Genomic DNA, 23,995 nt, shown 5'->3' with positions numbered 1-23,995 from the left:
TAGAGACTTATGCGGGAGGGCTAAATCGGTATCCCTGACCGTGTACGGTTTCAATGACCGTTGGCAGCTTCTTTTCGGGATCGAGTTTTTTACGTAGGGTGATGATGTGTTGTTCCAGCGCCCGGCTATTTGGCATAAATTCACGGCCCCATACGGCATCATACAATGCTTGTTTGGTGATCACTTCACAAGGGTGATTGGCAAAATGCTGCAGCAACTTTACGTCCCTGTCTGTGAGGTCGATGGCTAAGTCTTGCCGCAGGGCACGCAGTTGTTTCGGGTAGATTGTCAGATCGCCTAACCTGAAACCGGCTTCCTGATGTCGTGTTTGGGTTGCCTTTGCTGGTTGCTGACGGCGCGAGAAAAGAACGCTGCCTGCTGATATTCCCAGTATCGCCAAAGCGGCTACGCCCCAGGTGACCCAATTATGATTTGACACTTCAGTATCGGCAGGTGCGAGTTGCTGATTGATCTCATCAGGCGAGACAGAAAATAAAGTGGCCAGTTGCTCGACACTTAGCAATGCGCAGATGATCTGCTGGGTTCGATAGCAATAAAATAATTCGGCGCCCGAAGCATCTGACTTTTCTGCCCGCCAGGGACGGGCGAGTTCTGCGAGTGCTTTTAATCGCTTTTCGGCGGCGATAACAGGCTGATCCAATACATGGAGTACTTGTGCGGTAGCCGGATAGCGTTGTTCACCATCGGCTTGCCAAATTATCGCACTGTTGATGACTGGCGAGGCAGAAATATACAGTCTGGTGCCTGCTACATCACTGCGCTCATTTAATGTTGCTATATGCTGCAACTCACTTTGCAGGTATTCATTTACTTCGGTGTTGTTTGGGGATGCCAGGGCAAGTTGTGGTGCGATTTCCAACATCGCCACAAAGAGTGCTAAAACGAGAATAAATCGACTCATAAGCCTACTCAAAAACCCCAAAATCAGGCTGGTATCGGGCGCGTGTTTTATTGCGATCCCAAACTACTATTTAAGGTTAAGACTTTGCTTGTAAAAGGCCATCGCCGATTCGCGGTTGTTGGCCTTTTCGTTTATTTCGGCCAGTAACAGTAAACCTTCCTGGGTAGGATTAAGCTTCATGGCTTTTTGCAGTGCTTTGTCGGCCAGCATACTGTCTCCGGCGTTATAGGCTACATGACCCAGTACCATATACAGTTCGTGATTCTCGTCGTCAGCCTTGATCCATTTTTCCAGCGCCTTAATGGTAGGCGCAGGATTAGGTAATTGTAAGCCTTTCAGCAGCGGTAACAGCTGTGGCTGAGGCCCGCGCTTTTGCCAGTCAAGTAATACGGTTTGCGCTTCCTGGTGCATGCCCTGAGCAAGCAATTGCTCGGCGTAGGCGGCCTGGTAGCCAATATCATTGCGTTGTTTGCGCGGCAGGTTGTCCCAGAACGATTTGAGGGCAATAGCCCCTTGTTTACTGGCCACTTCGGCCAGCCGGCCTTTCGCAATTTGTTTAGACCATTGGGCGTAGTCATCACCGAGCACTTTTTTATAGCTGCCCAGCTCTTCTTCCAGTTGTGCCCATTGATTACTCTCGGCCAGTGCCTGGACCTTTAACTTAATGGCCGGTGCAGTGGCTTGCTGTTTGTCACTGAGCTTAGCCAGCTCTTTTAAGGCGTCGCCAGGCTGACCTTCCGCCAATGCCATACGCGCCAGCGTTACTCTGGCTGCCAGCGCGGAACTCTCGTAATCAGCGGCTTCGTTAAGCTTACGCGCGGCGGTGTCTTTGCGGCCTCTGGCCACGGCAGCCTGCGCTGAAACCAGGTAATTTACCCCGTCAAACTCGCCATTCTCGGCCTGATCCGCTGCTTTGGTGGCCCCATCCCAGTCACCCTCTGCGAGAGCCTGAATACTGCGATAAAAGGCTTTTTGTGTTTTGCGCCGTGAACGGTTGCCAAACCAACTGCCAGACAGTTTGGTTAGTCGCCAGGTGCGGCTGAATAAGGTGGAGATTATGATCCAGCCTACCAGGCCAATAAATATCATGATACCCAGGGCAACAACACTGGTTTCTACCACGAGGTTGCCCATCTGAATCATCACGTAGCCTTTGTCGCCCACTAATGACGGCGCGGCAATCATCGCGACCAGGCATATCGCCACGATGACTAAAATATAAATTAGCTTTTTCATAGTGCGCTGGCTCCTTCACCGAACACACGTTTTACCCGGCTATCGAGCAGCGATTCAAGGGCAGCCTGTGAACTCAGTTCAGTGGGGATGGCTTTGCTGATATCGGTATTTTTTAACTGGCTAAGGGCTCTCTGAAATCCTGAAACATCACTGTTTGTCTGAATGTAGTCTTCGCTGATTATCGCCTGAGCGCGTTCAACAGAGGCCTGATACAGCGCCTGCTCACCGGCCAGAGCGGCAGCCTGTGCCTGTTGCAGGGCCAGCTTTATTTGCTCGCGTGACAGCCATTCCTGTTGCGCAGTCATCATGGGTTCAACGGGTTCGTCGCGATATTCAACCCGAATAAAATCATCCACCAGTGAGCGCCACACATTTAGCAGGTTTTGCTTCCAGTCGCTGGTGGAGTCACTGACTTCGTCACTGGTAAATTCGTTTGCTTCTTTTGGCGTGATAATGGCCAGTTTATCAACCTGTTTAACCAGGCCGTCGAGGGCCAGCGCGACCGACACTTCTGATACCGGGTTGACCTGTTGAAGGGCCTGAATGTCCTGGGCGATTAAAGCTCTTACCGGCAGAACCGACGGATCGGCTAATGACTTCAAGCGCTGGTCGGCATTACCGAGCAGCATAATGGCAGTTCGCAGATCTTTTTCGAGCCACATTTTACGCCCGGCCATGCGCACCAGATAATCGGCTTCGGCTATTAGCCAGTCGGTGGGCCGGCGGCCATCTAATTCCTGAATTTGCGCCAGTGCGCCCTGCAGTTGATTTTCCAGTTGCTCCACAGTGGCCTGCTGAGCGGCTTCGCCGTCCAGTACATCCCGGGTGGCGGCTGCCTGGGCACTGATTTGTTGTTCCAGCGTTGCGGCGCGGTTAGTCATCTGGCTGTGTTTCTGGCCAAGCTCGTTATTTAGCTCGCTGCGCAGAGTGTCGAGTTTGGTTTGGGTAACGCTATGCTGATTGAAGTACCAGTATCCACCATAGGCCGCGCCACCAATTAACAGCAGGTTTAGCAGGGTGACCAGCCATAGCAGACCGTTTTTGGCCGGTGCAGACAGAGCAGGTTTCGGGTTGTCTGGTGAGCTTTTGGGCGCAGCGGCTTTGGCCGAAGATTGTTTGGCGCTGGCTGTGTCGGGCAACTGCTTGGGTTGCTCTTGGTTTGGTTGCTGCTGATCAGCCATATATCACTCCCAATTCTGCTGAATCCATGTAATGAGCGCTTCGTTGCTGGCTTTAGGACAAACATCAGTTTGCCGGATGCCTTGTTGATGAAGCTGTTGCGCTATGCGCTCACTGACCGTTAACCATTTTACACCGGTTAGCGGCTGGGTATTAAATTGTTTTAATAGTGCCTGGGCCTGTTCGCTACTGGTGACAATAATGCCCGCCAGTTGTGTCCAGTGACAGGTCCGGCTAAATACGGGGGGGATTAATGGCTCTCTTTCATAAAGAACTACCTCGTTTAGCCTGGCACCGCGTAGGGTCAATTGTTCCGGGATTGTAGTGCGCCCGCCTTTACCCTTTAATAACAAAATGTGCCTGTTGGCGCAATCATTGAGCAAAGGTAAAGCGAGTACACCCTCTGAATTTTCGTTATCAGGGACGATCGGGTTTAAACCGGCGTGGGTAAGAATGTTAGCGGTACTCTGACCGACTGCAATCAACGGCTGACTAACGATATCACCAGCCAGATGCGCCGCCAGCGGTGCGGCAGCCGCCGTACTGGTAACGATTACAACGGCATCCGGATGAGTTTTCAGCAAAGCCTGTAAGCGGGCAATACCTGCAGGGAGCGCTTTGGTTTGCTGCAAGGCAATCACACTGGCCGACAACCCGGCCTCGGCAAAAGCCGAGTCAGTGGTGGCTAATTTTGCCAGCGGCCGGGTGATTAGATACATAGCGGTTTACTGGTGCAAAGCCTTTAAGATTTCACCAGCGCCCTGCTCTAACAGAGATTCTGCGACCTCTTGACCGAGTTCAACGGCGTTATCGCGGTGACCTCGGGTAGTGGCATATAGAATGGTCGCGCCGTCTGCCGAGCCAACTAAACCAGTCAGTGACAGCGTATCGCCGTCTAACGTGGCAAAACTGCCAATGGGTACCTGACAACCGCCCTCAAGTCGCTCATTCATGGCGCGTTCTGCAATTACCCGTGAAGCGGTGTCGGCATCGTTAAGAGCCGCCAGTAATGCTATAAGCTCGGCGTCGTCGTTGCGGCATTCAATGCCAACAGCGCCCTGCCCCACGGCAGGTAAAGACTGCTCCAGGGGAATAGGCTGAGTAATGCGGTTTTCCATACCCAGACGGATAAGACCGGCACAGGCGAGAATGATGGCGTCGTAGTCGCCGGCATCCAGTTTGGCCAGTCGGGTGTTCACGTTGCCGCGCAGGTCTTTGATGACTAAATCCGGGCGCAGGTGTTTTAACTGACACTGACGACGCAAGCTACTGGTACCAACGACTGCGCCGGCTGGTAATTCATCAATATTGTTATAAGTATTGGATACGAAGGCATCGAACGGGTTTTCCCGCGGGCAGATAGCATGCAGGCCGAATTCCGCCGGAAACTCTACCGGCACGTCTTTCATGGAATGCACAGCAATATCGGCGCGCCCTTCCAGCATGGCAACTTCGAGTTCTTTGATAAACAGGCCTTTACCGCCAATCTTCGCCAGTGGCGTATCGAGAATTCGGTCGCCCTGGGTTGACATGGGCACCAGCTCTACCTTGCATTGTGGGTGATGCTTTAATAACTGTGCCTGAACATACTCGGCCTGCCACATGGCCAGGGCACTTTTACGAGTGGCAATTCGGATAGTGCGGGAAGACTTCACTGCAATATTCGCCTTTAATTTTGAATTCAATCACAGCGCCAGCTTTGTTGCAGCGACGCTAAAGCGCAAAGTGTAAACGATTTTGCCGATACAGGCGATGTTATACCGCCTGTATTTGATCTACCCCAAACGCGCTTGCAGCCACTGACTGATGGCGTTTATCTCATCCATGTTGACATTATGCTGCATGCGATAGCTCTGCCAGCTTACGTTGTACTGATTTGCCGTGAGCGTATCGTGGGCGGCTTTGCCCATCGCAATAGGGACCACGTCGTCCATTTCGCCATGGGCCATAAAAACCGGGGTTTGTTGATTGGCCGGATGGGCTTCATCGGCCAGTAACTCTGGCTGACACATGTAGGTTGAAAGTCCCATAATCCCGCCCAGTGATTTGCTGAAGCGCGGGCCAAGATGCAGCGCAATGACGCCACCCTGAGAAAAACCAGCGAGGATGATTTTTTCTGGCGGAACGCCATTACTGATCTCTGCTTCGATTAGCTGCTCTACCTGTTCGGCAGACTCTCTGACCCCGGTGAGATCGGCGCGTTTATCAAAATCCATGGACTTAATGTCGTACCAGGCGCGCATTCGCATGCCACCGTTAATGGTGACCGGGCGTTCCGGTGCATGAGGGAACACAAAACGTACACCCAGGGCATCGGGTAACCTTAACTCGGGAACTATAGGCGCAAAACCATGGCCGGAATCGCCCAGCCCATGTAACCAGATAACGGTGGCTTTAATCTCTGAGACCGGATTGGTTTCGATGTAAGGTAGTGCACTGCTCATTGACCCATAGTTCCTTTTGCTGTTGTTATTACAGATTAAAATTAACACTCACCGACCACAGGTACAATGGTCTTACCGGTATTGATGAATATTGTGGATGCGGCGTTTATGTCGACGCCGAGTGTGCTACACTTTCGCGGTATAACCTCATCATAAAAATGAAGCATAGAACACCATTATGACCACACAACTCGGCAATCTGTTTATTTTAGCGGCCCCGTCCGGTGCCGGTAAATCCAGTTTGATAAAAGCGCTATTGTCTAAAGCGCCGGATGTTAACTTTAATCCGAAGCAGGTGTCTGTGTCGCACACTACCCGGGCACCCCGCCCCGGCGAAGTGGATGGTGAGCATTATCATTTTGTCACCCGTGAGCAGTTTGAAGCGCTGATTGCCCAGCAGGCATTCTTCGAATATGCCGAAGTCTTCGGCAATTACTACGGGACGTCCCGCATTACCATCGAAAATACTCTGAGCCAGGGCATTGATGTATTTTTGGATATCGACTGGCAGGGCGCCCGTCAGGTGAAAGCCCTGATGCCTGATACCTGCAGTATATTTATTCTGCCACCGTCTACCGAAGCACTGCGCGAAAGGCTGGTTAACCGCGGTCAGGATGAACAGAGTGTGATTGATAAGCGCATGGCAGAAGCGGTGTCAGAGATGTCGCATTACGATGAATTTGACTTTGTGCTGGTTAACGATGAGTTTTCCGAAACTTTGCAGGAGTTAAGCAGCATTGTTGAAGCCCAGCGCTTACGTACGGCTAAGCAAAAAGTCCGTCACCAGGCGTTAATAGAGAGTTTATTAAGCGCTGAGTGATTTATTGCTACCCAATTAAGTATGGCTTGTTGTATACTACGCGGCCATTTTTTTAATATTTTTGTTCGAATCGGAGATTTTCATGGCTCGCGTAACAGTCGAAGATGCAGTAGAAAAAGTAGGTAACCGTTTTGATCTGGTATTGGTTGCTGCACGTCGTGCCCGCCAAATCGCCACTGAAGGCAAAGATCCAATGGTTGATGTAAGTAACGATAAGCCTACGGTTATCGCGCTGCGCGAAATCGAAAAAGGATTAGTGACTTCTGAAACCCTTGAGCAAGATGAGCTGCGTGACCAGCAGGATCAGGAACACGCTGAGTTTGCATCAGTTGCAAATATCCTGTCTGATCAGTAAATCGGCTAGCCCTCGGAAGCACAAATTGACAGCGCCAGTGTGTCTTTTATAAGAAACACTGGCGTTTTTCGTTGGAAACCGACGCGTTTCACCGTATTCTTGAAAAACGCTTGATATTATTGGAAATACGCTACACACGTGTATCTGTTTGAAGGGTTAAAACAAAAGATCGCCGAATACCTGCCACCAGAACGGGTTCAGCTCGTTCAGGATGCTTTTGTATTGGCACATGAAGCCCATGATGGTCAGATGCGATCAAGTGGTGATCCGTACATCACCCACCCGGTTGCGGTTACCAGCATTCTGGCCGACATGCACCTCGACCATGAAACCCTCATGGCGGCACTTCTGCACGACGTTATTGAAGATACCCACTACAGTCAGGAAGATCTGGCCGAAGCCTTTGGCGACACCGTGGCTGATTTGGTAGAAGGCGTCAGTAAACTCGATAAGATTGCCTTTAGCAGTAAGCAGGAAGCCCAGGCCGAAAACTTTCGTAAAATGATGATGGCCATGGTGCAGGATATCCGCGTTATCCTGATCAAGCTGGCCGACCGCACGCACAACATGCGTACACTGGGCTCGCTACGTCCGGATAAGCGTCGTCGTATCGCGCTGGAAACCCTGGAAATCTATTCGCCTATTGCCCATCGCCTGGGTATTCACGATATTAAAAATGAACTGGAAGATCTTGGCTTCCAGGCCATGTATCCCATGCGTCACCGTGCTCTGAAATCAGCGGTGAAACAAGCGCGGGGTAATCGTAAAGAGATCATCGAGAATATTCGTCAGGAGCTAGGCACCCGCCTGGAGGGCTACAATATTGAAGCCACCGTAGTCGGCCGTGAAAAACACCTCTATTCTATTTACCGCAAAATGAAGAACAAAGAGAAGATGTTCAATGAAGTCATGGACATCTATGCCTTCCGCATTGTGGTAAATTCGGTGGACGACTGCTACCGCTCGCTAGGTGCTATGCACGGGCTGTACAAGCCCATTGAAACACGCTTTAAAGACTATATTGCGATTCCGCGGACCAATGGTTATCAGTCGTTGCATACCTCTTTGGTGGGGCCTCACGGTATTCCTGTGGAAGTACAGATCCGCACCCAGGCCATGGATCAAATGGCTGATAAAGGGGTTGCTGCCCACTGGATGTACAAAGAATCCAGCGATGGTACCACTGCCCAGCTACGGGCCCGTAAATGGATGCAGTCGCTATTGGAGCTGCAGCAAAGTGCCAGTTCGTCTTTTGAGTTTATTGAAAGCGTTAAAACCGACCTGTTCCCGGATGAGATTTACGTGTTTACCCCGGACGGGCGGATTATTGAATTACCGGCTGGCGCCACGGCAGTGGATTTTGCCTATGCAGTGCATTCTGATATTGGTAATACTTGTGTAGGCGTGCGGGTAGAGCGGCGCAATTATAGTTTAAGCAAGCCGTTACAAAATGGTCAGACGGTAGAAATCATTACCTCACCACGAGCTAAACCAAATGCTAACTGGCTGAATTTTGTGGTCAGTGCCAGAGCGCGCACGCGCATCCGCCAATACCTGCGCAAACAGCGTTCACAGGAAGCCCTGACAATGGGTAACCGCTTGTTACGCCACGCGCTGGGCGCGGTTAAACTGGACGATATCAGTCAGGAGTCGGTCGACCGCGTGGTAGCAGAAACCAAGCATGAATCCTTTGAGGACATGCTGGTGGATATTGGCCTGGGTAATGAGTTAAGCGCTATTGTGGCTCGTCGTCTGTTAGGCGAGAACGAAGATATTCCGGATAAGAAAGGCAATGTGGCTATTCGTGGTACGGAAGGCCTGCTGGTGACTTATGCACGATGCTGCCACCCCATTCCGGATGACGAAATCGTCTCGGTGCTAAGCCCGGGTAAAGGCATGACTATTCACCAGAATGGTTGTCCGAATATCCGTAAGCTGGCAAAAGAAGAGCCGCAGCGGGTACTGCAAATGACCTGGGATGAAGAGCCTCAGGGTGAGTTTAAAGCGTCATTACGTATTGAGCTGTTTAATCATCAGGGTACACTGGCTACACTGACCAATAACATTGCCTCGTGCGACTCAAACATTATTGGGCTGCAAACCGAGGAAAAAGAAAGCAATATCTACTTTGTAGATCTTGAATTAACCACTTATAACCGCGTACATCTGGCCAACGTCATGCGTAAAATTCGTATCATGCCGGAAGTACAACGGGTGTCGCGACACAGCCAGTCGCGACATCATTAATTGAGAAGGACTCATCATGGCAAAGTCGATTATTCAAACTGATAACGCGCCAGCTGCAATTGGTACATACAGTCAGGCGGTCAAAGCCGGCACTACTGTGTACTTGTCTGGTCAGATCCCATTAGTACCAGCCACGATGGAACTGGTATCCCAGGATTTTGCCGAGCAGGCCACTCAGGTGTTCGAGAATATCAAAGCCGTGTGTGAAGCTGCTGGCGGTACCACTAATGATCTGGTGAAAGTAAACATTTACTTACTTGACCTTGGCCATTTCGCCACGGTAAACGAAATTATGTCTAAGTACTTTGCCAAGCCTTATCCTGCACGCGCAGCAATTGGTATTAAAGAGTTACCTAAAGGCGCTCAAATAGAAATCGACGGCGTGATGGAACTGCCGGAGTGATAGCTGTCAGCAGCCATTGATAGCTTAGATAAAATGGTACTGAAAGAAAAAGACCCGCTTGCGGGTCTTTTTGGTTTCTAATGCTTATTTAACGAGAACAATGATGCGACAAAAGTTTTTCTTTATCCTGCTGTGTATATTGCTGCCACTGGGTGTTTCTGCCAAACAGTTAGCACCTGAGGCTAACTCCGTTACCCCGCTGCTAAATGGTATGAAAGTGCCGGCTGTAACCCTGCAATTTCCGGATGGTAGTCCGGTAAGCCTGAATGCGCTGACCATGAATAAACCCGCCATCATTCTGTTTTATCGTGGTGGCTGGTGCCCTTACTGTAATCGTCAGTTTGGCGAGCTACAGACAATTGAAGACCAATTGCTGGAATTAGGCTACCAAATCCTCGCGATTTCACCGCAAACGCCGGCAGCGCTGCAATCTCAGGAACTCGAAACCGAAATCAAAGTTCAGCAGTTGTCAGACGTTAAACTGGATGCCTTGCGTGAATTTGGCATTGGCTTTTATGTAGATGATGCCACTGCACAAAAATATGCCGGCTATAATATTCCCCTGACCAAAGATGAAACCGGTACCCCAGTACTGCCAGCACCAGGCATATTCATCGTAAATCAACAGGGGCTTATCGAGTTCACTTATGTAAACCCTGACTTTAAAGTGCGCCCATCGGCTACACTAATTTTGTCGGTGGCTGAAGCACTGGCCAGCGAGCGTTAATCTGCGTAGCCAATACCGTGGCGCTGCATGTAGTCGAGCAGCGCCAGTGATTCATGGTCGCCGCTGGTTTTTAGTCCCTCACAAACCCCGGCCATATCAGCGGCGTTTTTGTGCTGACCGAGTTTGCGTACACCCTGCAAGCAGTCTACTTTAATCTCAATACCGACAATACCGCGGATCAGTTTTTGCTGGTAGTCGATGAGTGCTGTATCGAGCGTTTCAGGATTGTAATCAGGCTCAAAAGCCTGCATAAGCTCGTTGAGCGCTGCGGGTAATGCCTCATCATTCATAACACTTACCCTGCCTTTGGCATGAACCGCCACATAATTCCAGGTAGGCACATTGGGTTCGCTGGCGTACCACTTAGGTGAGATGTAGGCGTGAGGGCCGCTAAACACGGCAACTACCGGAGTATTATCCAACGCCTGCCAGTGCCGGTTGGCACGCGCCATATGGCCTATCATAAAGAGGCTGTCACCTTCTTGTCTTACCAGCAGCGGCATATGGGTTGTCTGCAGATCGGGCGTGGTTATCAGCGCGAAAGAGTGGGCTTTAATAAAAGCTAACTGGGCTACGGTATCGGTAAAAGAAAACGCCGACGGGACAAACATAAAGACTCTCGAACATCAGGATTGGCCTTTGATAATACGTGATCAGCGAATTTCCACAAAGGGTAAAAAGCGCGGCTGAGGTTCAATGTCAGTGCGTTCAAATTCGCCAAAAGGTGGTGTAGTGAGATCATCCGGGGGCGCCGCGAGCTGATTTAAGTCCACCGCCTGTGCCATGCCGGTGATCCGATCGTCCTGAAGGCTCATCTTGTAGTAAATACCATTCCAGAAGTTAGCGCCAAACTCGCCTTTTTTCTTGTACATAAATAGCAGATCGTGCGCCAGCCAGCTAAAATCATCCGTAGTCACCGTGCGCGGCTGGTCGTAAGGGTAAGGCAGATGACACCACAGCTCGGGGCCTTCCAGGCATTTCATTTCCTTCATCGACAAAAAATAATCGGTAAAATGGTCGTGGTCGATAGTGAGGGTGTAGTGAATCCCTTTAGCTCCGGGGGTGAAGTTGACTCTGCCGATGTCCAGTTGCTCGCCCTTGTTGCCTTTTAATATAATACGCTTCTCACCTGAGAGCGGGTCATTGGCCTGCGCTACAGCGACTGAGTGGCTAAAGCCTGTCAGAGCTAATAGCAGTGTGGTAAGAGAGAGAAGGTTCATGGCGGCATCCGAAAAGTTGATGGTTTATTAACTATAGACTGAGGGGGTTCTGGCGAAAGAGTACTTTAGGCTAATTAAAGTAGTAGCCCGTCCCGAAACCGAGCACAGGATGATTGATGCTCGCAATGGCTAAGCGCTTGATTTAATATGCCCCTAAAAGTAAGGAATGACACTCATATGCGGTCTGAACAGCCTCTTGCTACCATGCCCATTACCCAATTAAAAGGGGTGGGGGCCAAGGTGGCGGAGAAACTGGCAAAAATCAATCTGGTAACTGTGCAGGATGTGCTCTTTCATCTGCCTGCACGCTATGAAGACCGCACCCGTATCTATCCCATTGGCGATTGCTTGCCTTTCACGCACGTCAGTATTCTTGGTGAAGTTAAATCGGCCGATATCCAGTACGGTAAAAAGCGCATGCTGGTAGTGAAACTCTCCGATGGTACCGGCACCATTACGCTGCGATTTTTTCATTTTGGCGCCTTGCAGCGCACCATGATGTCGCCCGGCAATCAGATCCGCGCCTTTGGTGAAGTGCGTACCGGCAAGTGGGGGCTCGAAATGATGCACCCTGAGTTTATGCTGATTGAAGAAGATGCCGCGCCCATGGAAGAAACCCTCACTCCGGTATATCCAACTACCGAGGGCGTAAAACAGCTTACCTTACGCAACCTTACCGAGCAGGCACTGGAAATTCTCAACAAGGGCGGCCTGACCGACTTATTACCCGACGGCATGTATCAGCAACAGGTCAGCCTGAAAGAAGCGCTTACGCTGGTGCATCGTCCGCCACCAGACGTTGCGCTACAGGAACTCGAAAACGGTGAGCACCCGGCGCAGATGCGCCTTATCCTGGAAGAACTGCTGGCTCAGCATTTAAGTGTGCTAAAAGTACGTCAGCAAAGCGATGCACAGCCGGGTATTGCGATAAACGTTGATCATGCACTGGTAGATAAATTACTCGCCGCCCTGCCATTTACCCCCACAGGGGCCCAGCAGCGGGTAACCGCGGATATTCAGCAAGACATGGCGCGCAGCCGACCCATGATGCGGCTGGTACAGGGCGACGTAGGTTCTGGTAAAACCCTGGTTGCCGCACTGGCAGCGCTATCGGCCATTGGCGGCGGTTATCAGGTCGCGCTCATGGCGCCCACCGAACTGTTAGCAGAACAACATGCCAATAACTTCCGGGACTGGCTGGCACCGCTAGGCATTGAAGTGGGCTGGCTGGCCGGTAAATTAAAAGGCAAGCAGCGCGCTGAAGTGCTGGGGCGTCTGGCAAGTGGTGAGGTGCAAATGCTGGTGGGCACCCATGCTATTTTTCAGGAGCAGGTAACCTATGATCAGCTGGCGCTGGTGATTGTTGATGAGCAGCACCGTTTTGGCGTACATCAGCGGTTGGCGCTGCGTGAAAAAGGCGAGCTGCAGGGGCGTTTTCCCCATCAGTTAATTATGACCGCCACCCCTATTCCCCGCACGCTGGCCATGACGGCTTATGCAGACCTGGATACCTCAATTATTGACGAACTACCGCCCGGGCGTACACCAGTAAAAACCGTGGCTTTGCCTGACTCCCGCCGCGCGGATGTGATTGCGCGGGTGCGCGAGGCTTGTCAGCAGCATGGGCGTCAGGCTTACTGGGTGTGTACGCTTATTGATGAGTCTGAAGTGTTGCAGTGTCAGGCGGCTGAAGATACGGCCGTTATTTTACAAACCGCCCTGCCCGACCTGAAAATAGGCCTGGTACACGGTCGGTTAAAAGCTGCGGAAAAACAACAAATCATGGGGGCCTTCAAATCTGGAGAGTTGGATTTACTGGTGGCTACCACGGTGATTGAAGTGGGTGTGGATGTGCCCAATGCCAGTTTAATGATTATTGAAAACCCGGAACGGCTGGGTCTGGCCCAGCTTCATCAGTTACGGGGCCGGGTTGGCCGGGGGGCGGTGGAAAGTCACTGTGTACTCATGTACCAAAGCCCGTTATCGAAAACGGCCACCAAGCGCCTGGCGGTATTGCGCGAGTCGAATGACGGATTTTATATCGCCCAGCAAGACCTTGAAATCAGAGGCCCGGGCGAGCTTATGGGCACCCGTCAAACCGGCATCGCAGAGTTAAAGATTGCTGATATTGTACGCGACGCGCCGCTTATTCCACAGGTGCAGGAGATTGCCAACCGCCTGTGGGCAGAATACCCGACCCGGGCGCAGGCCATTATTAACCGCTGGATAGGACAGAAGGAGCATTATGGGCATGCCTGAGTTACCGTATCTGAGGCTTTCAGCGCAGCAATTGGCCGCGCCTTCCGAGGTTGAGCTACAATTAATCTCGCTGACCAGTTCGGTGGGTGTCAAACCCGAGAGTGAGGATTCAGGCGAGCAGTCGCTGGTTTTGGAGATCGTTGACGAGACCCTGCAGTTAATGGATTTGACGGTGGCCAACAGTAACGGCGTGAATGTGGATTTTCTGTCAGGCCAAAGTCAGTATCGGCGCCAGCACGGTGGTGGCAGTAAAGAGCCGGTGGCTAAAGCCGTGGGCATAAAAGCCAACCAACCACTTACCGTTCTGGATGCTACGCCGGGGCTGGGGCGGGATGCATTTGTTCTGGCCGCACTGGGGGCCAATGTAATTATGATTGAGCGCTCACCGGTGGCTTATTTGTTGTTAGCAGATGGCCTGCGTCGTCTCGCCGTGCAGGAACCAGAGCTGGCCAAACAATTTGTGCTATACCATGCCAACAGCTGCGATTACATGCAGCAACTGGCAGCGGGTAGCGTGGATGCAGTGTATCTTGACCCCATGTTCCCCCACCGCAAAAAGTCGGCATTGGTAAAAAAGGAAATGCGCCTGTTCCAGCTGATGCTCGGCCCCGATGAAGATGCCGATTTGCTTTTACCTGCAGCGCTTCATGCAGCCGCAAAGAGGGTGGTGGTAAAGCGCCCTAACAGTGCACCACTGCTGGCCAATCATAAACCTTCTATGGCAATCGCCAGTAAGAAACATCGCTTCGATGTGTACATCAAAAACGTATAAAGCCGTCCTGATAATATTCAAAATGTTGATTTGTATACCGAAATAGCTATATTGGTATTGTAATTTTTGCTGTACAAAGGATGTACATTTAGCTGTTAACCGGTATAGTAAGTATACGATTTGCTCAAATGTCGAAAGGAAGTAACTCGGCAGGCCTGAGCAAATTCACAACTCTCAACCTCGTTATCTGCAAAAGCCAAAGGATTTCTGGAGAATTGCATTGACTGTAACGAATACGAATTCGGTGTGCTTTGTGGTACCCGACAATTGTAGTGCTATAGCGGCTCCTAACTGCTTATTAAAGCAGCTAGTGGAAGCCTGCGGCTATGTTACTGCCTGTGTGGAAGGTGTTGAGAGCCTGCCTGCTAACGCCGAACCAGCACAATTGATTTTTATTGATATTCGGTTAACGGCTAATTTATGTGAGCTTTTAAGCTGCTGTACCCGCAGCGGCCGTTGGGTGTTTTTCAATGTTTCGCCGGGCTCCGTTGATGAGCTCACGCTGTTAATGGCTGGTGCCGAAGGGGTTTTTTACACCACCGACAAGCCAGAGCTTTTGCTGAAAGGCATCCATCGTTTAAATAAGTTCGATGTCTGGTTTAAGCGCGATACCATTAATCGCGCCTTCCGCCAGCTGCGTGATAAGAGCGATCCGGCTGCCGCCATTCAGAATATGGAAGTACAGCAAATGGTTCAGCAGGCGGGTTTAACCAAACGGGAAAAGAATATCCTGCTGCTCGTTTCCAAAGGGGCACAGAATCAGGAGATTGCCGATACCCTGCACATTAGTGTGAATACGGTTAAAACTCACATTTACAGCATCTTTCGTAAAACCAACTCGCGTAACCGGGTTGAGCTTGTTGCCTGGTCGAGCAGTGTTTTCGGCTAATCCCACTTCCCAATTTAATCTGGCTTTTTCTCCGAGTGTTACTTCTTCCATGGGGTTGCAAAGCTGACTCCCTGACGCCTGTTTGATGGCGGCTCTAGTATAAAGGTACTAGTTAAAAAATAAGCAGCGCAGATAACTAGTACATTTTTTGTAAATTACTCTTCCTCGCTAGCAATCCCCTATGGCTTGTGCCAAAAATGAAGGTGGATTGTCGCAGTTTCACAATCGATTCGAAGGAACCTATCACGCTTACCCAGTAAGCGTTTTTTTATTGTTGGAAGCATAATTATGAAAACAAAACTTACCGCATTAACGCTGGCTATGCTGCCTGCGTTGGGCTTTAGTGCTGCTGCAGAAACTGTAAAGTTCAAGGACGATTCTATTATTGTTGTTTATAAAGAATCCGCTACCTCTGCCGACAAGCTGTCGGCACGCGCCCTGGTTGGCGCCAGCATCGCTGACATGAATGCAGATGGGAGAGACGACAAGTTCAGTCATTTACTGAAGGGTCGAATTGCTAAATTTCAGCTGCAAGGCATGTCGGTTAAAGATGCCATTAATAAACTGCAAGCTAACCCAGCCATTGCCATTGCTGAGCCAAACTTTATCTGGTCTATTGACGCAACCCCTAACGACGAATTTTATGAGTTGCTCTATGCCATGAATAATACCGGTCAGACAGGTGGTACACCTGATGCCGATATCGACGCTGCAGAAGCATGGGATATTTCAACCGGTAGCAGCGACGTAGTCGTGGGTGTGATCGACACCGGTGTGCAGTATGACCACCCTGATTTGGTTAACAATATGTGGATGAACCCCGGCGAAATCGCGGGTAATGGCATTGATGACGACGGTAACGGTTACGTTGATGATATTTACGGTATTGATACCGTAAACGGCGACTCCGACCCCTACGATGATCAGGGCCATGGTACTCATGTTTCGGGTACTATTGGTGCAGAGGGGAATAACAGTATCGGCGTTGTTGGGGTGAACCACGATGTCTCTATCGTTGGCTGTAAATTCCTTGCTGCAGATGGCTTTGGTTCTACGGAAGGGGCCATTGCCTGTATTGATTACATGGTGGCACTGAAAGAAGATGGCGTTAACATTAAAGCCCTCAACAATAGTTGGGGTGGTGGCTCGTTTAGTGGTGCGCTTGAGGCCTCCATTCAGGCTGCCGCTGATGCTGACATTCTGTTTGTGGCAGCAGCCGGTAACGATGGAGTGAATAACGATAACAGCCCGCACTATCCATCCAGCTATGAGGTAGATAACGTATTAGCGGTTGCCAGTACCAACCATAACGATGGTGATTCAGGGTATTCCTATGGCCTGGTGTCGGTCGACATGGGGGCACCGGGCACAGATATCGGCTCAACCTATGTAGATGATGGCTACGTTTACGCTTCTGGCACTTCTATGGCCACACCTCACGTTGCAGGTGCTGCAGCACTGGTTTGGTCGGTTAATCCTACGCTTTCTGCGGTAGAAGTAAAAACGCTGCTCATGGAAACCGGTGATGATAATACCTTCCTGACCGGAAGAACGGTTTCAGGAAAACGCCTTAACGTGTACAACGCATTGCTTGGTGCAGACCCTCAACCTAGCTTTGGCTTAGGTGTTGATGATTCGACAATGGAAGTCACGGCGGGCGATACCGCAGAGTTCGTTTTTTCTATCAGCTCTATTGCGGACTGGTCGGGTGAAGTGACCTTCTCGGTAACAGATCCTCTGGGCGGAGCGAGCTTCTCTTCCACCACGGCGATGCCTGGTGACGAAGTGACACTATTTACGCCAACGGCTGACGATACTCCATGGGGCGATTATCAGTATGTGGTGACTGCGGTGAGTGATGACATTGAACGCTCGCAAACTGTTAACTTAACCGTGTTACCAGCGGGCCTGATTGACGTCACTTATTCTAATAACACACCCGTCTCAATCCCGGATAATGATTCGACAGGTATTACATCCACCATCACCGTAGCCGACCCTTATACGGTGTTTGGTACAGAGGTGAGTGTTGATATCACGCACACCTGGATTGGCGATCTGATTGTCGATCTGACTTCGCCGTCTGGTACCACCGTTAATCTGCATAACCGCTCAGGCAGCAGTGATGATGATATTGTTGCAACCTATTCAGTCGACAGCTTCAACGGTGAAATGATGAATGGCGACTGGGTATTATCAATTACTGATAATGCCGGCCAGGATTTAGGGACGCTGAACAACTGGTCATTGAGCTTCCAGGCTCTGGGTGAAGTCACCAACGCGCCGCCGGTTGCAGGATTTGAGGTCAGTACAGATGAGCTAACCGCCACCTTTACTGATACCAGTACCGACACAGACGATGACATTGTTAGCTGGGACTGGAGCTTTGGTGATGGCGGAAGTTCTTCTGCAATGAGTCCGGTGTATACCTATGCGGCAGAAGGTACTTACAGTGTTTCATTAACGGTTACTGACTCAGAAGGTCAGTCTGACACCTATTCAGACTCCGTAACGGTAAGTGAGCCGGCAGATGCCTTTATTATCGCTGACATTCGTCGCTCAGTATTACGACCAAATGGTACGCTGGTGACTTTCCTGACCTGGCGCCCAACACCTGCACCAACTGTGGATATTATTCGCAATGGTGTGGTAGTTGCCACTGTAGCCAATAACGGCCGTTATCGTGATGTTGCCCGTAATGTTACCGATACCGAATTTACTTATCAGATCTGTGACGACCGTGGTTGTTCAGACGAAATGACGGTGAGTTTTTAAATTCGTCAGATAAGTCTGTCTAAAATAATAAGCCTCCGTAACTCGGGGGCTTTTTTATTTCACAATTTACAGATACTGTTATAGTTAAAGGATAATTTACCTAAGACAGCTTGCTGTTAATTATATAATTTCTCTGGGAGAACAACATGATTGATGTGGGTAGCACCCTGCCGGAAGTGACGTTTGGATTGATGAAAGACGGCAAAATGACCAGTCCGCATACTAATGAACTATTCAGCGGTAAACGCGTAGTCCTCTTCGCAGTACCGGGTGCATTTACACCAACCTGCTCTGAAGCACATTTACCTGGTTATGTTGCTCTGGCAGATAAAATTAAAGCTAAGGGCGTGGATAGTATTATTTGCTTAAGTGTGAACGACGCCTACGTGATGAATGCCTGGGGCAAATCTGCTAATGCCAATGAAATTCTGATGGTTGCCGATGGCAATGCGTTTTTTACTAAAAGCATTGGCCTTGACATGAACACCAGTGATTTTGGCGGTATCCGCTCGGTACGTTATTCCATGCTGGTGGAAGACGGTGAAGTGGTAAAACTGAATGTTGAGGATCCAGGTCGCTTTGAAGTGAGTGACGCCGAATCGATGCTGAAAAGCTTATAACGCTGTTTCCCCGGTGTGCTGACAGCGCGCCGGTCTCTGCTGGCGGTGACAGGTAACCATTAGATTATCTGCACCGCTCATTTTTAGGTTTCACAGGATGCGAAGATGTTCCGTAGTTCAGTACAAAAGTATGGCCTGATTGTGTTGGGTTCATTAATGGGGTTATTTGCCTGCTCTGCTGCAAATACTCCCGGGGAAGTTGAAGTAACCGGCGGCAAAATAAAAGGCACCGTTACGGAACAACTGGTGACTTACAAGGGCATTCCTTTTGCCGCGCCGCCTGTTGGTGAGTTGCGCTGGCGTCCACCACAACCGGTAACGCCATGGAACGGAGTGAAGGAGACCACCGATTACGGTAACGATTGCATGCAGCTGCCTTTCCCCAGCGACGCTGCGCCACTGGGTAAAACACCGGCAGAAGATTGCCTGTACGCTAATGTCTGGGCACCTAAAGATGCCGATGGTTCAACGCCGGTACTGGTGTGGATCTACGGTGGTGGCTTTGTTAACGGCGGCGCGTCTCCAGCGGTTTATGATGGCAGCGAATTCGCCAAAAACGGTGTGATATTTGTGAGCTTTAACTACCGTCTGGGACGCTTTGGTTTCTTTGCCCATCCGGCGCTTACGGCAGAAGCCAAAGCCTCTGGCGATATGCTGGCTAACTACGCGTACATGGACCAAATCGCAGCGCTGAAATGGGTAAACGAAAACATTGCTGCCTTTGGTGGCGATGTGAATAACGTTACCATTATGGGCGAATCAGCCGGTGGTGGCTCGGTACATGCCATGATGCAGGCAAAGCAGGTCAGAGGGCTGTTTGATCGGGCGATTATCATGTCTGGCGGTGGTCGTTCACTGTTTGGTAATCGCAAGGTCAGTGAGCCAACGCCGGCGTCTCTGGCTGGGGAACAGTATGGCCTCAATTATGCCGAAAAACACGGCATTACCGGTACCGACGCCGAAGCCCTGGCTGCTCTGCGGGAGCTAAGCCCGGAAGATATCGTTGATGGATTTAACCTGGCCGCATTATTTAACCCCACACCTACAGACAAGCCAACCTGGGCGGGTGGACCGATGCAGGATGGTGAAATTATTACGGCAACTACCGAAGATGCCCTTCGCGATGGCAACGTGGCGAAGGTGGATGTGATGGTAGGCGCAACCAGTCTCGACATTGGTTTTAATATGTTCAAAGACAAAGACGGACTGTTCGCTTCTTTCGGCCCTTACGCCGATGAAGCTCGTGAAGTTTACGATCCCACCGGTGATGTACCGTTCCAGGCGGTGGGCTATTCGGTAGGGCAGGACCGCAGCATGCAGGAACCGGCAAGGTTTGTGGCAGAGCAGATGACCGGACATGGTCAGCGAGCTTTCTATTACCGGTTTGGTACTGTTGCCCAGAGTAATGATAGTCCGGGCGCCCCCCATGCTTCAGATATCCCGTTTTTCTTTAATACGGTAGCAGCCAAGTATGGTGATGCCTTAACCGAACAGGATGCAGCGGCTGCTGAAACCATTCATCAGTATATTGTGAGTTTTGCCAAAAAAGGCCAGCCAGTGAGTGCTGGAGCAGCAGACTGGCAGGCTTACGACCCGGCACAAAGCAATATTCTGAATATGACCCGCAATGGCAAAATGGAGCACGGTACCGATCCATGGAAGGCCCGGCTGGATGTCGTTAAAGCTGCGGTTGAGCAAGGCAATTAAATCAGCTAAACCATATTAACCACGCTTCTCCTGACCTATAATACGCCGGTCAGGAGAGGAGCGTGTTGTTTTGAATAAGTTTGATGTAGTGGTGATTGGGGCAGGTGCAGCCGGATTATTTTGTGCGGCCGAAGCCGGCAAGCGCGGCCGTAGTGTGGCAGTGCTGGATCATGCAAAGAAAATCGGCCGTAAAATCCTCATGTCTGGCGGTGGCCGCTGCAACTTTACCAACATGTATGCCAGCCATGAAAACTACCTGTGCCGTAACCCTCATTTTTGCAAATCAGCGCTTAGCCGCTACACCCAGTGGGACTTCATTTCCCTGGTGGCGGAATACGGTATTGCCTATCATGAGAAGACCTTGGGTCAGCTTTTTTGCGACGAATCCGCCGCCGATATCGTAAACTTACTGGTGAGTGAGTGCCGTAAAGCCAATGTCGAGATTACTACACGCTGTGAGATCCTCAGTGTGAGCAAAACCGATGAGGGCTTTGCTTTATCCACTTCCATGGGCGACTACGAGTGTGCATCCCTGGTGGTTGCAACCGGCGGGCTGAGCCTGCCCAAACTTGGCGCCACGCCCTTCGGCTATAAACTGGCGGAGCAATTTGGCCTTAACGTGTTACCCACCCGGGCAGGCCTGGTGCCCTTTACCCTGCATGAGAAAGACAAGACAATACTGGCTGAACTCAGCGGGGTGGCTATCGATACCTATGCCACCTGTAATGATACGACGTTCCGGGAAAACACCTTATTTACTCACCGGGGATTGAGCGGCCCGGCTATGCTACAGATATCAAGCTACTGGCAGCCAGGCGACATATTGCATATTAATGCTTCACCTACCTTCGATATCGCTGAAAGTCTGGCGGAAGCGCAATTAAAGAATCCTGATTCTTTAATAACAACCTGGTTATCAAAACACTTCCCCAAACGGGTCGCGGCAACTTTTTGCGAACTGAACCGCTGGGACAATAAACCGGTTAAACAGTTAAACAGTAAGGAAGCCGACGCCATCGCTGGATTTTTTGAAGACTGGCAGATTCATCCCAACGGTACCGAGGGCTATCGAACTGCCGAAGTGACTCTTGGCGGCGTAGACACTGACGAGTTGTCATCAAAAACGATGATGAGTAAGAAAGTAGAACAATTATTCTTTATCGGCGAAGTGGTGGATGTCACCGGCTGGTTGGGCGGCTACAACTTCCAGTGGGCCTGGAGTAGCGGTTGGGCTGCCGCGCAGTATGTGTAGTGATGAAAATGATCAATAAACTTTGCCAAGTGACAATAAAGAATGCCAAGTTGCTTTTTAAAGTTTGCCAAGTTTCAGGTTTTGGGTCACGAAAGTTCAACCAATGATCTTAAGAGCCACAGGCGCCAAGGTTTATAAAAGCATGTTTTCGAATCAAATTTTGAAGAGGTATTGACGAGTGGCACCGATTAATAGAGATGAATCAATTCATAGCTTTATTCTTCGAAGGATGATTCTTTTTGGTGCACTGAATAAACCTAGAGATCTTGGAGGCGTGGTTAGCCCTGGGGGCGTCGTTTATGAGCTTCCAATTTTGAATGAAAAACAACGTGCATGTTTTAAAGATATCGATATCAATCGGTTAGCTGAAATTATCGATAGCAATGCACCCTATCTCGGCGCAGATTTAAAAACCAGGACTCAACTCGCCAAGTTAGTACTGCAGAATGAAGACACCGATAAATCATATCTCGAGCCAGCATCTAGAACACAACTTCGTTACTGCATTGAATGCGTAAAATTGCAATTGAGATCTATTGGATATTCATACTTCAAAATAGATTGGCTCCGTTCCGCTGACTGTTCCATTCACCAAACTAGATTGCACCACGTATCGCAGTTATGGCATAAGTGTTGCGGAAAACGATCAAACATCTATGACAATTTGAAGGCATCACTCACAGGCTATTGCAATAAGTGTCAAAGTGACAACTGGAACTTCTCAACAGAGGTATTTATCGATGACTGGAATAGAGCTCAGTACTTATTCTTAAAAAATTATCAACCCGCATTTTCAGAAGAAAAACACAGACGGTTGCTTGAAAAGACAGCAGAGTTTATTCGACAGCATAGGTTAAAGCTTGCGCAGACCCGTAAATCCTCATGGTGACGTGACCCGTTTTGTCTAACAAACTCGATATTTTTACTGCTGCCTGATTCACGAACAGTGCGACATCGATTGTTCAGTCACTGTTTTAGCCTGTCTATAAAACGTTTTTTCAGTGAAGTGCTATCCATATGTACATGCCTTTGTACAAAAAATGATTTAACATAGAATAGCTAGCAAAGGTGTTTCTGCACGACTTGGCGGCTGAGCCTAATCAACTCTCCGCTTGTAGCGCTACCGAGGAATTGGCAGCGCTATTCTCAAGTCGAAAAAAATCTCAAAGAAGCATGTTATCGTCGACACGAGGGTGATTTCTATCAATTCCAGTGCATCGATGTGGCATCAAATGTAAATGCCACAGTAATTACACCAAGGTCTAACAAACTCGCGTTGATATAAATGAGTAAGAGATGTTTATCTCGCCGCAATTAGCGAGGCTTGACTAAATTGCTCGTTAAATCGTTGCAGATTGTTTTGCTGGATAAAGCGCGTCACTTTCTGCACGTATTCAGTCCCTTCTTCAGAATACCGGGTCAACGTAGAGGCCAATGCAATGCCAGATACGGGAGAATCCGATTTTCTCAAAGACGCACGTTTTGATCTGAGATCCTGATAAGCCGCATTGGTATTCAAGTTCTTAATGTAGGCACGTACGGCCGCGTTAACAGTTGAGAATTTCGCTACTTCGTGACCTTTGCCTGAATCTCGTGAAGAGGGCACAATGCCGCAGCCTTTAGTAAAGCACCACTGACCAAATAGGTTGTTTCCTTTTCTAGCGAATCGAGACGAGCCCCACCCAGACTCAATGGCGGCTTGGGTCAATGCCAACGAGGGGGGAACAAAGTCTACTTTTCTTAGCAACATGGTGAACATCTCGTCAGTAGGCAAGGTCTCGTCGACTTTGTAATGCGTAGCTATTGTGCTGAGCCATTCCGTTTGTGGCTCAGTTAATTCCGGCGCACCTTTGAGCGTTTGAATGACTTTGCGCAGTCTGAGTACATGCCTATTTTCTTCTTCGATAATGGGATACAGCGTCTCAAAAAACGCCGATTTCTTTTCTTTTACGTCGGTATACACAGTGAAATCCGGTAGTTTGTTCAAACGGGTTTTTGCTTTCACTTCCGCTTTGGGTAGACCGCTACTGTGTGTCGATTGTGACAAAAAGTAATGAGATGCAAGCACCATATTGAGTGCTAAAAAACCTACCAATGCATGTGACATTTTTATCTTCTTCATTTTATTGTTTTCCTTTCTTTTCAAAAAATGGTGTGTCAGACCTAAC

General features: G+C 49.8%; 22 protein-coding genes. 13 read left to right on the top strand and 9 right to left on the bottom strand.

Going from position 1 to position 23,995, the window contains the following annotated elements; all coding sequences use genetic code 11:
• Nucleotides 1-7 precede the first annotated feature (7 nt).
• From AC566Q_RS23465 to AC566Q_RS23440, 6 genes are all read right to left on the bottom strand, one after another.
• Nucleotides 8-922, bottom strand: a complete 915-nt coding sequence (locus AC566Q_RS23465; protein ID WP_499611837.1) for a winged helix-turn-helix domain-containing protein — start codon at nt 920-922, stop codon at nt 8-10.
• A 66-nt stretch (nt 923-988) separates the two neighbouring features.
• On the bottom strand, nt 989-2,158 hold the full coding sequence (locus AC566Q_RS23460; protein ID WP_499611834.1) for a heme biosynthesis HemY N-terminal domain-containing protein: 1,170 nt from the start codon (nt 2,156-2,158) through the stop codon (nt 989-991).
• Nucleotides 2,155-3,339 carry a uroporphyrinogen-III C-methyltransferase gene (locus tag AC566Q_RS23455; RefSeq protein ID WP_499611831.1) on the bottom strand — a complete coding sequence of 395 codons (1,185 nt, stop codon included), beginning with the start codon at nt 3,337-3,339 and terminating at the stop codon, nt 2,155-2,157. The genes AC566Q_RS23460 and AC566Q_RS23455 overlap by 4 nt, the downstream gene beginning before the upstream one ends.
• A gap of 3 nt (nt 3,340-3,342) precedes the next feature.
• On the bottom strand, nt 3,343-4,056 hold the full coding sequence (locus AC566Q_RS23450; protein WP_499611828.1) for a uroporphyrinogen-III synthase: 714 nt from the start codon (nt 4,054-4,056) through the stop codon (nt 3,343-3,345).
• A 6-nt stretch (nt 4,057-4,062) separates the two neighbouring features.
• Nucleotides 4,063-4,992: a hydroxymethylbilane synthase gene (hemC, locus tag AC566Q_RS23445; protein ID WP_499617604.1), complete on the bottom strand. Its 930-nt coding sequence runs from the start codon at nt 4,990-4,992 to the stop codon at nt 4,063-4,065.
• A gap of 120 nt (nt 4,993-5,112) precedes the next feature.
• Nucleotides 5,113-5,781, bottom strand: coding sequence for an alpha/beta hydrolase (locus AC566Q_RS23440; RefSeq protein ID WP_499611825.1), 669 nt, complete (start codon nt 5,779-5,781; stop codon nt 5,113-5,115).
• Between the two features lie 178 nt (nt 5,782-5,959).
• On the opposite strand from AC566Q_RS23440, the gene gmk reads away from it, so the two are divergent.
• From gmk to AC566Q_RS23415, 5 genes are all read left to right on the top strand, one after another.
• The gene (gene gmk / locus AC566Q_RS23435; RefSeq protein ID WP_499611821.1) at nt 5,960-6,601 is read left to right on the top strand and encodes a guanylate kinase; all 642 of its coding nucleotides are present in this window, start codon (nt 5,960-5,962) and stop codon (nt 6,599-6,601) included.
• Between the two features lie 82 nt (nt 6,602-6,683).
• Nucleotides 6,684-6,956, top strand: a complete 273-nt coding sequence (rpoZ, locus tag AC566Q_RS23430; RefSeq protein ID WP_123323163.1) for a DNA-directed RNA polymerase subunit omega — start codon at nt 6,684-6,686, stop codon at nt 6,954-6,956.
• Between the two features lie 138 nt (nt 6,957-7,094).
• Nucleotides 7,095-9,203: a bifunctional GTP diphosphokinase/guanosine-3',5'-bis pyrophosphate 3'-pyrophosphohydrolase gene (gene spoT / locus AC566Q_RS23425; protein ID WP_499611816.1), complete on the top strand. Its 2,109-nt coding sequence runs from the start codon at nt 7,095-7,097 to the stop codon at nt 9,201-9,203.
• A 16-nt stretch (nt 9,204-9,219) separates the two neighbouring features.
• A complete protein-coding gene (locus AC566Q_RS23420; protein ID WP_105934219.1) occupies nt 9,220-9,606 on the top strand; it encodes a RidA family protein in 387 nt (128 codons plus the stop codon).
• Nucleotides 9,607-9,706: 100 nt separating this feature from the next.
• Complete coding sequence (locus tag AC566Q_RS23415) at nt 9,707-10,333, top strand: peroxiredoxin-like family protein (RefSeq protein WP_499611811.1); 627 nt, start codon at nt 9,707-9,709, stop codon at nt 10,331-10,333.
• Here the strand turns inward: AC566Q_RS23415 and AC566Q_RS23410 are convergent.
• Nucleotides 10,330-10,944 carry an FMN-binding negative transcriptional regulator gene (locus tag AC566Q_RS23410; protein WP_499611807.1) on the bottom strand — a complete coding sequence of 205 codons (615 nt, stop codon included), beginning with the start codon at nt 10,942-10,944 and terminating at the stop codon, nt 10,330-10,332. The genes AC566Q_RS23415 and AC566Q_RS23410 overlap by 4 nt on opposite strands.
• Nucleotides 10,945-10,986: 42 nt before the next feature.
• A complete protein-coding gene (locus AC566Q_RS23405; protein WP_499611804.1) occupies nt 10,987-11,553 on the bottom strand; it encodes a hypothetical protein in 567 nt (188 codons plus the stop codon).
• A 177-nt stretch (nt 11,554-11,730) separates the two neighbouring features.
• On the opposite strand from AC566Q_RS23405, the gene recG reads away from it, so the two are divergent.
• The 8 genes from recG (at nt 11,731) to AC566Q_RS23365 (ending at nt 22,716) form a co-directional block, all read left to right on the top strand.
• On the top strand, nt 11,731-13,812 hold the full coding sequence (gene recG / locus AC566Q_RS23400) for an ATP-dependent DNA helicase RecG (RefSeq protein ID WP_499611800.1): 2,082 nt from the start codon (nt 11,731-11,733) through the stop codon (nt 13,810-13,812).
• Nucleotides 13,805-14,584 carry a class I SAM-dependent methyltransferase gene (locus AC566Q_RS23395; RefSeq protein WP_499611797.1) on the top strand — a complete coding sequence of 260 codons (780 nt, stop codon included), beginning with the start codon at nt 13,805-13,807 and terminating at the stop codon, nt 14,582-14,584. The genes recG and AC566Q_RS23395 overlap by 8 nt, the downstream gene beginning before the upstream one ends.
• A 220-nt stretch (nt 14,585-14,804) precedes the next feature.
• Nucleotides 14,805-15,473, top strand: coding sequence for a response regulator transcription factor (locus AC566Q_RS23390; RefSeq protein ID WP_146129528.1), 669 nt, complete (start codon nt 14,805-14,807; stop codon nt 15,471-15,473).
• A 288-nt stretch (nt 15,474-15,761) separates the two neighbouring features.
• The gene (locus AC566Q_RS23385) at nt 15,762-18,248 is read left to right on the top strand and encodes a S8 family serine peptidase (protein WP_105934225.1); all 2,487 of its coding nucleotides are present in this window, start codon (nt 15,762-15,764) and stop codon (nt 18,246-18,248) included.
• Nucleotides 18,249-18,394: 146 nt separating this feature from the next.
• The gene (locus AC566Q_RS23380) at nt 18,395-18,868 is read left to right on the top strand and encodes a peroxiredoxin (protein WP_105934226.1); all 474 of its coding nucleotides are present in this window, start codon (nt 18,395-18,397) and stop codon (nt 18,866-18,868) included.
• 105 nt (nt 18,869-18,973) lie between these two features.
• Entirely contained in the window at nt 18,974-20,575 is a 1,602-nt protein-coding gene (locus AC566Q_RS23375) for a carboxylesterase/lipase family protein (RefSeq protein ID WP_205664756.1), read from the top strand.
• 70 nt (nt 20,576-20,645) lie between these two features.
• On the top strand, nt 20,646-21,827 hold the full coding sequence (locus AC566Q_RS23370; protein ID WP_499611792.1) for a BaiN/RdsA family NAD(P)/FAD-dependent oxidoreductase: 1,182 nt from the start codon (nt 20,646-20,648) through the stop codon (nt 21,825-21,827).
• 178 nt (nt 21,828-22,005) lie between these two features.
• Complete coding sequence (locus AC566Q_RS23365; RefSeq protein ID WP_499611789.1) at nt 22,006-22,716, top strand: hypothetical protein; 711 nt, start codon at nt 22,006-22,008, stop codon at nt 22,714-22,716.
• Nucleotides 22,717-23,127: 411 nt separating this feature from the next.
• Here the strand turns inward: AC566Q_RS23365 and AC566Q_RS23360 are convergent, their stop codons facing one another.
• Nucleotides 23,128-23,949: a glucosaminidase domain-containing protein gene (locus AC566Q_RS23360; protein WP_499611785.1), complete on the bottom strand. Its 822-nt coding sequence runs from the start codon at nt 23,947-23,949 to the stop codon at nt 23,128-23,130.
• Nucleotides 23,950-23,995 lie beyond the last annotated feature (46 nt).

The sequence above is a fragment of the Alteromonas sp. H02 genome (assembly GCF_059682525.1).
Note: the sequence above shows the minus strand (reverse complement) of the source record. Positions and strands in the feature narration are given on the sequence as shown.